This window comes from Cellulosimicrobium sp. CUA-896 (assembly GCF_001942335.1).
Lineage (GTDB): Bacteria > Actinomycetota > Actinomycetes > Actinomycetales > Cellulomonadaceae > Cellulosimicrobium.
Window position 1 is genome coordinate 1 of record NZ_MKKH01000020.1, and the last position, 10,847, is coordinate 10,847.

Consider the following 10,847-nt stretch of genomic DNA (forward strand, 5'->3'; position numbering starts at 1 on the left):
CGTCGACGCCAGCGAGCCCTCGGCAAGCTCACCCCCGTCGAGTACGAGCTCGCCTTCACCGCCCAGAACGCCGCGCTTGCGGCATGATCACCACTAACCCCGTGTCAACGGATCCGGCAGCAGTCCCATGGTGTCACTAGACACCATGGCCTTACGAGTGGTCTAGTTCTACCGCTCAGCACTGTGCGAGCACCTCTTGAGAGTGGGTTTCAATGGAGAGCCTGCGCTGGACGACACCCCTCGTCCTGCTCTGGCGACCCGCTTCTCAAGCGCAAGAGGCTCCGTGACGCAGACCCACCAGAGGGTGGTCGTCGCGCTCGGCTTGGCATTCCTCGTCTCCGGGTGCCAGGCCGAGCCCGCGCCGATTCCACAGTTTCGCTTACCCGACCCCCATGGCTGGACGGTCGAGGCCGCGTCCGACGAGCCCTTCACCGACGGGCTCGAGGTGCTCTACCTCGACACTCCAGGTGAAGTGACCATCACCGGGGGCTCGTTCACCCCAGAGGACAGCGGCCTCGAGATCGTCGGAGTCTTGGTCCTCGGCCCTGAGCACCGGATGACCGGTGCCACACAGTGGGCTCCCGACTTCCCTCCAGCACAGCGGGACGTGAGTGCCACGGTCGACCACTACCCCGATGCGGTCGGGTACAGCATCGTCAACCCGGACCACAGAACGGCGTCGTCCCCTTGGGGATGGACCGGACACGATGGAGGGCTACGAACTGCTCATCGGCGTCAGCGCTCCGAACCCCGGCCGATTCGTGCGCGAGACCGTCGAAGTCACCTACGAGGCGGACGGGTCGACACGCACCATCTCGATCCCGGCGTAACTCATCGTCTGCTCCGACATCCAGCTGAACGGCCAAGCCACCGACTGCGCGGCACGTCCACGATGAGACGCCGTGCCCCGCGACTTCGTGGGGGTTCGTGTGCTCGTCGTGCCGCCCCCTCTCCGCGAGGTACACCATCACGTCGGCGATCCCGTCGCCGCGCGTGACGTTCGGCCTCATGCGCCGACCTCTGACCGTCGAAGCGTCTGCCGGCCCGCTCGCTGGTGATCGTCACGGTACGCAGGGTGTCGGTCAGTCCGGCCCGAACCCGTCGCACGGGTCGCCCTTGCCCGACGACCGCACGACGAGCACGATGAGTCCGTGGCACGACGGCGGTCCACCCGTCGTCAGCACCGTCCGGAGCGAGGGAGCCCGACCATGACCGTGCAGCTCAGCCCGTACCTCACCTTCGGCGGCAACGCCCGGGAGGCCATCGAGTTCTACGGCGCCGTGTTCGGCGCGGAGCCCGACGTCGACACCTACGCCTCCGTGGGGCCGGTCGACGACCCGTCCCAGGCGGATCAGGTCATGCACTCGCAGGTCGACGTGCCGGGCGTCGGTGCCGTCATGGCCTCCGACGTGCCGCCGGGCATGCCCGTCTCCGTGAACCCGTCGATCGCCCTGTCCGGCGGACCGGACGAGAGCGAGCGGTTGCACGAGTGGTTCGCCGCGCTGTCCGACGGCGGCACGAACGCCATGCCGATCGAGACCGCGCCGTGGGGCGACGAGTTCGGCATGGTGACCGACCGGTTCGGCGTCGTCTGGATGGTCAATGTCGCCGGGTCCGCGCCGGCGTCCTGACCGGCACCCGCCGCGAGTGCTCGACACCGGGCACGACGCCCGTCACGACGTCGCGTGGGACGAGCGCGAGGTCGACGTCGCGGGTCACCCGGTGTTCGTCCGCGTCGGGCCCGACGTGCCCGGCGGCGTGCCGATGGTGCACGTGCACGGGTTCGCGATCTCCGGCGCGTGCATGCTCCCCACCGCCGCCCGCCTCGCGCACCGGGCCACGACGTACGTCCCCGACCTGCCCGGCTACGGGCACAGCCCGGCGTGGGGCGCGGCGCTCGGCATCCCGAACCTCGCCTTCGCCCTCCTCGGCGTGCTGGACGCGCTCGGGCTCGACCGCGTCGTGCTCGTCGGGAACTCGATGGGCGGGCCGGTGAGCCTCGAGGTCGCGCACCAGGCGCCCGACCGTGTGGCCGCGCTCGTGCTCGCGTCGCCGGCCGGCGGCGTCCACAACCAGCCGTTCGCGCGGGCGGTCTCCCAGCTCGCGCGCGACGCCGTGCGCGAGAGCCCGGCCATGGCGCGCACCGCCGTCCCCGACTACCTGCGCTTCGGCCCGGTCGCGACGCTCCACCTGTTCAGCGAGCTCACGCGGTTCCCGTCGCTCGAGCGGATGCTGCACACCCCGGTCCCCACGCTCGCCGTCGTCGGGACGCGCGACCCGCTCATGCCCCCGCCCGCGCGCGTGCGGGAGGTCGGCGGGCTCACGCCCGACCACGTCGACGTGGTGCTCATCGAGGGCGCGGCGCACGCGATGAACTTCAGCCATCCCGGCGAGCTCGCCCACGTTATCGCGTGCTGGCTGGACGGCGAGGAGATCGTCGACGACCCCGACTCCCCCGGCGTCGCCCGCGTGCTGCACCTGCGCCACCGCGAGGCGGGGCCCTGGTCGGAACGGCCGGCCCGGCCGGCCCAGGGCCCCGCCCCGCGGGACGGGAGCGTCAGCCGCAGCTGAGCGCGTCGTACGGCGCGTCGACCTCCGTGGTGACCGTCTCGCCGTCGACGTCGCCCGACGCCGTGACGGTCGCCGAGCCGGCGTCGACCGACCCGGACCGGACCGCGAACGCCTGGTACGCGTTCGCGCCCGGCTGGACACCGGAGACGGTCTTCGTGCCGAACGGCGTGTCGAGCGTGACGTCGAGCGCCACGTCGCCGTCGTTCGTCGCGCGGACCGCGACGTAGGCCTTGCCCGCCAGGCAGCGGGCCTGCGCCGTCGCCGTCACGTCGAGCTCCGGCTCCTCGCCGTCGTCGCCCGCGTGGACCGCGACGACCTCGTCGGCCGACAGCGCGCGGTCGAAGACGCGCACGTCGTCGATCACGCCCGGCCAGTAGTCGACCGGGTTGCCGCTCCACTGGCCGCGGCCGATCGTCAGCGGGCCGGACGCGCTGACGCCGCCGCACACGCTGGCCTGGCCCACCTGCTCGCCGTTGAGGAACAGCGTGAGGGTCTGCGCGTCCGCGTCACGGACGCCGACCACGTGGTACCAGTCGCCGAGCACCGGCTGGACGACGTGCTCGGCGCGCGGGCCGCCCTCGTACGAGAAGGCGAACCGGCCGCCGCCGCCGTACTGGAGGTAGAACGCGCTCGAGCCCGTGGCCGAGTCCTGCCCGACGATCGTCGACCAGTTGCCCGGGATGCGGTCGAGCTGCACCCACGCCGAGACCGTGTACGAGCCGGTCGTGTCGAGCACCGGGCCCTCGGTCTCGAACGCCTGGTCCTCGCCGTTCAGCCGCACCGCGGAGCCCGCGTCGCCGTGGCCGGCCACCCAGGTGCCGGTGCCCGACGCCGGGTGGTCGCCCACCGAGTCCGCGGCGGTGCCGCCCTCGCCCTCGTCGAACGACCAGCGCCCGACGCCGGCGAGCCCGGGCGTGCCCGGGTCGGACGGCTCGACGCCCTGGCGCGCGGCGGCGATGACGCGCTCGTTGACGTCCTTCACGCGCGCCGCGTCCATCTTCAGGACCTTGCGGTCGTACGTGTAGAAGCCGTTGAGCTCGTTCTCCACGTCGGAGATCTCCGTGTACACCGAGCCCGAGAGGTAGCACTGCGCCGGGCGCACGAGCTTCTCGGTGTTCTGCACGTACGCGTCGGTGAGCGCCTCGGAGTTCGCGACGCCGCCGTACGGGTTCGCCGACACGCCCGGCCACATGTGGCCCGGGACGCTGAGCGAGAAGCCGCCGTGCTCGCCGTCGATGGACGCGCGCGTCGCGTCCGGCTGCGGCGTCGCCGGCCCGGTGTACATGTGGTGGTCGATGATGTCGCCGGTCTTCGAGTCACCCTTCGACGCGCAGCAGTTGTAGCCCGAGTGCGTGTTGAGGATACGGCTCGGGTCGTACGCGTCGATCTCGTTGCCGATGCGCGTGGTCTCCGCGAGGTCCCACTCGCCCCAGCCCTCGTTGAAGGTCACCCAGCCGACGATGGAGGGCACCGAGCGGTGCTCGTCGATGATCTCCTTCATCTCGGACTCCCAGAAGTCGCGGGAGGCGGGGTCGGTGTCGCCGTTCGCGAACCAGCCGCTCGGGATGTCCTGCCACACCATCACGCCCAGACGGTCGGTGTGGTAGTAGAACCGCGCCGGCTCGACCTTGATGTGCTTGCGCAGCGTGTTGAACCCGAGGTCCTTGTGGGCCTGGATGTCGAACACGTACGCCTCGTCCGACGCCGGCGTGTAGATGCCGTCGGGCCAGTAGCCCTGGTCGAGCGTCGACATGAGGTAGGTGAGCTCGCCGTTGAGGAGGATGCGGTTCACACCGTTCACCTCGTCGACCTCGATCGAGCGCATGCCCGCGTAGGACTGCACGGTGTCCGTGGTGCCCCCGTCGGTGAGGGTCACCTCGACGTCGTACAGGTACGGGTCGTCCGGCGACCACAGGTGGGCGTCCGGGACGTCGACGACGAGCTGCTCGCCCGCCGCGCCCGTCGCGGTGCCGACCTCGGCGCCGTCGGCGTCGCGGACCACCGTGGAGACGGTCGCGCCGTCGGACGCGCTGGCCGACTGCGCGGTGACCGCGAGGATGCCGGCCTCGATGTCGGGCGTGGTGACCACGGCGTCGATCGCCGCCGCCGGGACCGGCTCCATCCACACCGTCTGCCAGATGCCCGACGTCGGGGTGTAGAAGATGCCGCCCGGGCTGAGCGTCTGCTTGCCGACGGCCTGGTTGCTGCCGTCCGTCGTGTCGACCACGCGCACGACGAGCTCCTGCTCGGTGCCCGCGACGAGCGCGTCGGTGGCGTCGATCGAGAACGCGTCGTAGCCGCCGCGGTGCGAGCCGACCTCGGTGCCGTTGAGGTAGACGGTCGCCTCGTAGTCGACCGCGCCGAAGTTCAGGCGCAGGCGGTTCGCGCCGTCGCCGCCCACGGCCCAGTCCTCGGGGACCGAGATCGTGCGGCGGTAGACCATGTCGTCCTCGCGGCGCTCGATGCCCGAGAGCGCGGACTCCACGGCGTAGGGGACCACGATCTCCTCGGCGAGGTCCTCGCCGGCTGCCGGGATCCAGTCGTCGCCGACGTCCTCGGGAGCGGCCTCGAACTGCCAGATCCCGTTGAGGTTCTGCCACGCGTCGCGTGTCATCTGCGGGCGCGGGTACTCCGGCAGCGGGTTCTGGGGGTCGAAGTCGTCCGCCCACGGCGTGGCGAGGCGGTACTCCGAGCCGTTCGCGACCGGCAGGTTGAGCGAGCCCACCGGCTCGCCGCCGACGGTGAGGTCGCCCTCGCCGTCGTACGTCAGCCGGACCGACGACGCACGGTCCACCGGCGCGCCGATCGTCACGCCGAGGACGTCGTCCTGCGCGGCGACCTCCGCGACGGGCCACGAGAGCGCGTCGACCTGGACCTTGAGGTGCTCGGCGAGGCTCTCGTCGACCCCGCCGACGGCGTCCTCGAACGTGACGTTGAGGCTCGTCCCGTCGCTCTCGAGCGCGGCGGCCGCCGGGAAGACGACGAAGTCCTCGGGGTACGTGAAGGCGTCGGTCGGCACGATCTCACGCTCCTGCGACGGGCTCTGCCACCGCAACCGCAGGTTGGAGCCGCCCGTGTTCTGGAACAGCTCCATGCGGAACTCGTACGCCTGGCCCGCCTCGAGCTCGACCGGCGCGGACGTCTGCTCGACGTCCCAGTCGTCGACCCAGTGGTCGATGACGAGCTCGTCGTCGATCCACAGGCGGAACCCGTTGTCGCCGATGGCGGAGAACGTGTACGCCTCGCTGAAGTCCGGCGTGATGCTGCCCGTCCAGCGCGCCGCGGTGCGCTCGCCGCGCCCCGTGAGCTCCTGGAACATCGGCACGAGGTTCGGGAACTCGACCCGCTCGTCCGGGATGGTGGCGCGCAGGTCCTCCAGCGGCCAGGACGGCCCGCCGGACAGGAAGTACTCCCCCTTAAGCCCGTGCTGCACCTGGGGGTCCTCGGCGGCGGGCTCGTCCGCCGGGGCCTGCGGGAGCGCACCGGCCGTCGTCGCCGAGACGGCGGCGAGCGGGACGGTCAGTGCGGCGGCGAGTGCGGCCGCCAGCAGTCTCTGCCGACGCCCCCGTCGCGGTGATATCGCTGTCACGCGATGCATGCGTGGTCCTCCTCGTCGAGTGATCACTGTGCCGAGCGGGGCGCGCCGGGACCGCCGTGGTCCGCTCCGCCCCGACCACCGTCGGTCGGGGCGCCGAGCACCGCTCACCAGAATCAAACATCTTCCACCACAGATGCACAACACCTCGTCGGCGGAAATCTCACCCGCCCCGCCGGGCCGTAGCCGCGTGCGTGCCGGCGCGTCGCCGGAGCACGTCGTCGAGCTCGCGCCGCGGCGTCGTCGGCCCCGCCGCGCCGTAGCCGAGGCGCATCAGCATCTGCGCGCTCGCCTCCGGGCAGTACGCGCGCTCCACCGCGCTGCGGGTCGACGGGTCCTCCAGCACCTGCGTGGCGAACGCCGCGTGGACGCCGTGCGTCGCGGCGACGAGGAGCATCCGCTCCAGGGCCTGGCCGGCCACCAGCCAGTCGTCGGGCCGGTCCCCGGGCGTCGTCAGCACGGCCACGGTGGCGCGGCCCTCGAAGGTGCGTGCCCCACCGGCCTCGTCCCGCGCAGGGGCGGGCACGTCCAGGACCGGGTCGGCGAACCATCCTCCGAGCGAGTCCACCGGGACGCCGTCGGACCGCCCACGGGGCACCCCGAGCCACTCGCGGTCGATCGCCACCCGCGCGGGGGCGAGGGAGGCGAGCGCCTCGGCGCGGCGCATGGTGGACAGCAGGTGCCCCCGCGCCGCGTCGCGCGGGTCGAGGAACGTGACGTCCGCGTCCTCGAGGACGACGGCGCGACGCAGCGCCGCCAGCACGTCGGGGTCCACCGGCCGGTCGGGGGTGTTCCCGCGCGCCGTCCGCCGCGTCGCGAGCGCGTCGTCCAGCCCCGGTTCGTCGAAGGTCGGCGCGACGAGGGGCGCCAGGGTGACGCGCGCGACCAGCAGCGGGTCGTCGCGGCGCGGGAGCAGCCGGACGGAGGCGTCCAGCCCTTCGCGCTCGGCGGCCACCCGCACGTTGAGCAGGAACGCGCCGCAGCTGAGGAACGTCTCGCGCCCGGCCGGATCGATGCCCGGCAGCATGCGCGCGCGGTCCACCCGGACGTCGAGGGTCTCGCCGTCCGTCTCGACGGACCACGGCTGCACGTTGTGGATGCTGGGCGCGCGCATGCCCGCCTCGACGATCCGCTCGACGTACGTGCTCCGACCCTCCATGGCCGCCTCCTCCCGTGCCGGCGGTGGGCGCGGCGGCCGACGCGACCACCGGTCCGCACCACCATCATGAGCAGGGCTCCCGCCGCCGGGACAGGGCCGAACGTCCCGGACGAAGCCGCCCTGCGTCGCGCCGGTGTCGGTACCGGCGGGCAGAGTGGTGCGGTGAGCCCCGACCGCGTGCTGCGCGCGCCCGTGCTGCGCGCCCGGGCGACGGTCGCGCACCTCGACGCCGACGCGTTCTTCGCGAGCGTCGAGCAGCACCAGCGCCCGTCGCTGCGGGGCCGGCCGGTGCTCGTCGGCGGGGTCGGCCCGCGCGGCGTCGTCGCGACGGCCTCCTACGAGGCGCGCGCGCACGGTGCGCGCTCCGCGATGCCGATGGAGCTCGCGCGGCGGCTGTGCCCGCCCTCGACCGCGGTGCTCGTGCCACGGTTCGACGCCTACGCCGCGTACTCCGCGCGGATCATGGCCGCGCTGCACGAGGTCACCGACCTCGTCGAGCAGATCAGCATCGACGAGGCCTTCGCCGACCTCGACGCCGCCGCGGGGCCGGGCACCGACCTCGAGGAGCTCGCACAGGGTGTGCGGGCACGGGCGCGCGAGCTGAGCGGCCTGCCGGTCTCGCTCGGGCTCGGTCGCTCCAAGCTCGTCGCGAAGCTCGCCTCGGAGGCCGCCAAGCCGGGCGGGGTACGGGTCGTCCGACCCGAGGACGAGGACGTGTTCCTGCTCGCGATGCCGGTCCGGGCCCTGTGGGGCGTGGGGCCGGTGTCCGCGGCACGCCTCGACGAGCTCGGCGTGCGCACCGTCGCGACCTGCGGCGCCAGCCGCTGGACACGCTCGTCATGGTCGCCGGCGAGGCGGGTGGCACGAACCTGTATCGGGTGGCCCGCGGCTGGGACGACCGCCCGGTGACGACGGTGCGCGAGCGCAAGTCCGCCGGCGCCGAGCACACGTTCGACACCGACCTGCACGGGCGCGCGGCCGTCGCCCGGGCGCTGGACCGCGTCGTCGACTCCGCGCTCGCGCGTCTCGACCGCCACGGGGCGGCGGCACGGACGGTCGTGGTCAAGGTCCGGCTCGCGTCGTTCACGACCCTGACGCGGTCGGTGACGCTCGCGCGCCCGACGTCGGACGCGGGCGCGCTGCGGGACGCGGCCCACCGCGCGCTCGGGCTGGCCAACGTCACCGAGCCCGTGCGCCTGCTCGGCACGTCGTTCCACGCGCTGTCGGAGCACGCCCAGCTCATGCTGCCCCTCGACGACGCGGCACCGGCCGGCACCGAGGCCGCACCGGCCGACGCCCCGGACGCGGCTCGTGCCCCCGCCGAGCCGGTCCAGCCGGGCAGCAGCGGCCTGCGGCGCGCGACCGCGGCAGCCGTCGCCCCCGGGCTCGACGTGCGGACCGAGGCCGACGGCCGGGGCTGGGTCGTGCGCGTGGGCGACGACGGACGCGTCGCCGTGCGCTTCGAGACCGCGCTGAGCGGGCCGGGCTACCAGCGCTGGGTCGACCCCGAGGCCGAGGAGCTCGTGCTCGTCCCGCCGCTCGGGCCGGACGGCGAGGTGGTCGGGGCGCCGGGGCCGGAGACGTCGGAGCGGTCCGCCGAGGCGTGAGCGTCGGGGCACACAGAGTCGGGCGCAGAAGATCGAGCACAGGGCCGGCGCAGAGGGCGGGCGCAGAGCCGGGCGCAGAGGGCCGGCGCCGAGGGACGCGAAAAGAAGAGGCGCCCTCGTCCGCAGGGGGGTGGACGAGGGCGCCGACGGCGATGCAGGGGCTCACCGTGTGACTTCAGCGTAGGGGCGCATCTGGACGATCGTCCAGGTGAGGGCCGGGTGAACTCCAGCGGCGGGCGGCGCCCCCCGGTCAGGGCGCGCCGCCGCTCACGTGTGGATGAGCTCGCGCCAGTTCGCGGGCACGCGGTCGAGAGGCCCGGGCGACTCCTGCTCGGGAGGGCGCGAGAGCGGCGCGGCGAGGTGCGGGCCCTCGAGGACCTGCTCGCTCTCGAAGTCCCAGAACCAGTCCTCGCCCGGCTCGAACGACCGCATGAGGCGGTGGCCCGTCGCGTCGTAGTGCGCGCTCGCGTGCTGCTCGGGCGAGGTGTCGCAGCACCCCACGTGCCCGCACGTGGCGCACCGCCGCAGGTGGACCCACCAGCCACCGGCGGCGTCGCACTCCGCGCACACCGTCCCGCTCGGGCGCACGTGCGGCCGCACGGCCGCCTGCAGCGCCGCCGCGAGCGCGGGGTCGTCGAGCCCGTCGCCGTTGACGTTCGGAGCCCGGTCGGCGGTCATCTGGCGCCTGCGCCCGCAGCTCTCACGACGGCGGTCCAGGCCTCGGGCTCGAGGGCGGGGGCGGGCTCGGCGTCGGCCCACGTGCGGCAGTCGTCGATCGTCGCGACCAGCAGCTCTCGCAGCCGCTCGTCCGGGTTCGGCACGCACGCCTCGGCGATGCCCTGGACGGCGGCCGAGATGATGCTCGGCGCGGCGTCCCGCACGAACCGGCTCGGCCGCAGCCGGGCGCCCTCGCAGAACCGCTGCGCCCAGCGCGCGGTCCGAGGACAGGTCGCGAGCGCGTCCGCCGACTCCGCGCTGAGCGTGCCGGCCGGGCGGTCGTCGAGGACGTCGAGCATGCGCTCCGCGCCGATGATCGCGACCGCGAGCGTCTGCTGGCGCTCGGCGGGCGAGATCGGGAGCGCGGTCTGCGCGGCGCGCAGGGCGATCCGCACGTCCCAGTGCGGGTCGTCGCTCGTCAGCCCGATGACGGACGGGATGAGCGGCGCGAGCCGCGGCCGCTCGGGGTCCACCGTCAGGTCGTTGACCGCGCGGGCCAGCATGGCGAGCAGCGGGTGGGTGCAGCGGGGATGGTCGCTCCAGCGCTCCCCCGCGAGATACGACGCGAGCTCCATGAAGCACGCACCCTTCTTCGGGTTGCGGTGCTTGCCACGGCCCAGCATCGGCAGCATGTCGTAGGTGTCGGTCACGAGGTCACCCCCAGGTCGCCCCACACGGCGGGTCCGGTCATGCACCAGTCTGCGACCGGGTCGGGCGGTTGGCAACGGGAACGTGACCTGGGCCACACATCCGTCTCCCGACGGCGGCCCGGCGCCCGGCACCGGGCGCCCGGGACCAGGAAGCTCACCGAGGCCGTGGCGCCCGGCGGGCCGCCCGTCTGAGGTACCTCAGACGTCGCGCACGCGCAGGCCTCGTCCCGTCTGAGGCACCCGCGCCCCGATCGTGCCCGGACGACCGATCCCCGGCCGACGTGCTCAGGACGATCGTGGACGTCAGGCAGGCACGGAGCCTGCGGAACAGGGGACCACGATGAGCACGCCGTTCGGCCCGGCCTTCGAGGCCGAGCTCTCCTACCGCCAGCAGCAGCTGCGCGACGACTACCAGCGGGGCGAGCCCGTGCTGCTGCACTGGCTGCGCCACCGCCGGCACCGCCACGGCGGCCCGCGGCGGTGACCGGCACGTCCACCGCGCCGGCGCCCGCCCCGGCGGGCGCCTCTGGCCCGGTGTCGGTGCGCGC

The 10,847-nt window shown here is 73.7% G+C and carries 10 protein-coding genes; 6 read left to right on the top strand and 4 right to left on the bottom strand.

The window, feature by feature from the left end:
- The first annotated feature begins 707 nt into the window (after positions 1-707).
- From BJF88_RS21730 to BJF88_RS07850, 3 genes are all read left to right on the top strand, one after another.
- Positions 708-830: a hypothetical protein gene (locus BJF88_RS21730; protein ID WP_255371870.1), complete on the top strand. Its 123-nt coding sequence runs from the start codon at positions 708-710 to the stop codon at positions 828-830.
- A 378-nt stretch (positions 831-1,208) separates the two neighbouring features.
- Entirely contained in the window at positions 1,209-1,631 is a 423-nt protein-coding gene (locus tag BJF88_RS07845) for a VOC family protein (protein WP_075828406.1), read from the top strand.
- Positions 1,632-1,647: 16 nt separating this feature from the next.
- The gene (locus tag BJF88_RS07850; RefSeq protein ID WP_075828407.1) at positions 1,648-2,571 is read left to right on the top strand and encodes an alpha/beta fold hydrolase; all 924 of its coding nucleotides are present in this window, start codon (positions 1,648-1,650) and stop codon (positions 2,569-2,571) included.
- Here BJF88_RS07850 and BJF88_RS07855 read toward each other — a convergent pair.
- Both BJF88_RS07855 and BJF88_RS19545 read right to left on the bottom strand, forming a co-directional pair.
- Complete coding sequence (locus tag BJF88_RS07855) at positions 2,558-6,169, bottom strand: LamG-like jellyroll fold domain-containing protein (RefSeq protein WP_083648974.1); 3,612 nt, start codon at positions 6,167-6,169, stop codon at positions 2,558-2,560. The two genes, BJF88_RS07850 and BJF88_RS07855, sit on opposite strands and share 14 nt — an antisense overlap.
- Before the next feature lie 160 nt (positions 6,170-6,329).
- The gene (locus BJF88_RS19545) at positions 6,330-7,325 is read right to left on the bottom strand and encodes a hypothetical protein (RefSeq protein ID WP_075828409.1); all 996 of its coding nucleotides are present in this window, start codon (positions 7,323-7,325) and stop codon (positions 6,330-6,332) included.
- A gap of 162 nt (positions 7,326-7,487) precedes the next feature.
- On the opposite strand from BJF88_RS19545, the gene BJF88_RS19550 reads away from it, so the two are divergent.
- Together BJF88_RS19550 and BJF88_RS18235 are read left to right on the top strand one after the other, a co-directional pair.
- A complete protein-coding gene (locus BJF88_RS19550) occupies positions 7,488-8,234 on the top strand; it encodes a DNA polymerase IV (RefSeq protein ID WP_158068900.1) in 747 nt (248 codons plus the stop codon).
- Complete coding sequence (locus BJF88_RS18235) at positions 8,165-8,932, top strand: hypothetical protein (protein WP_083648976.1); 768 nt, start codon at positions 8,165-8,167, stop codon at positions 8,930-8,932. Before BJF88_RS19550 ends, BJF88_RS18235 begins: the two co-directional genes overlap by 70 nt.
- A gap of 267 nt (positions 8,933-9,199) precedes the next feature.
- Here BJF88_RS18235 and BJF88_RS07870 read toward each other — a convergent pair whose 3' ends face one another.
- Both BJF88_RS07870 and BJF88_RS07875 read right to left on the bottom strand, forming a co-directional pair.
- On the bottom strand, positions 9,200-9,610 hold the full coding sequence (locus BJF88_RS07870; RefSeq protein ID WP_139315972.1) for a UBP-type zinc finger domain-containing protein: 411 nt from the start codon (positions 9,608-9,610) through the stop codon (positions 9,200-9,202).
- Complete coding sequence (locus tag BJF88_RS07875; protein ID WP_255371871.1) at positions 9,607-10,299, bottom strand: hypothetical protein; 693 nt, start codon at positions 10,297-10,299, stop codon at positions 9,607-9,609. The genes BJF88_RS07870 and BJF88_RS07875 overlap by 4 nt, the downstream gene beginning before the upstream one ends.
- 340 nt (positions 10,300-10,639) lie before the next feature.
- Between BJF88_RS07875 and BJF88_RS19555 the strand changes: the two genes are divergently transcribed.
- The gene (locus BJF88_RS19555) at positions 10,640-10,783 is read left to right on the top strand and encodes a hypothetical protein (RefSeq protein WP_158068901.1); all 144 of its coding nucleotides are present in this window, start codon (positions 10,640-10,642) and stop codon (positions 10,781-10,783) included.
- Positions 10,784-10,847: the final 64 nt, after the last annotated feature.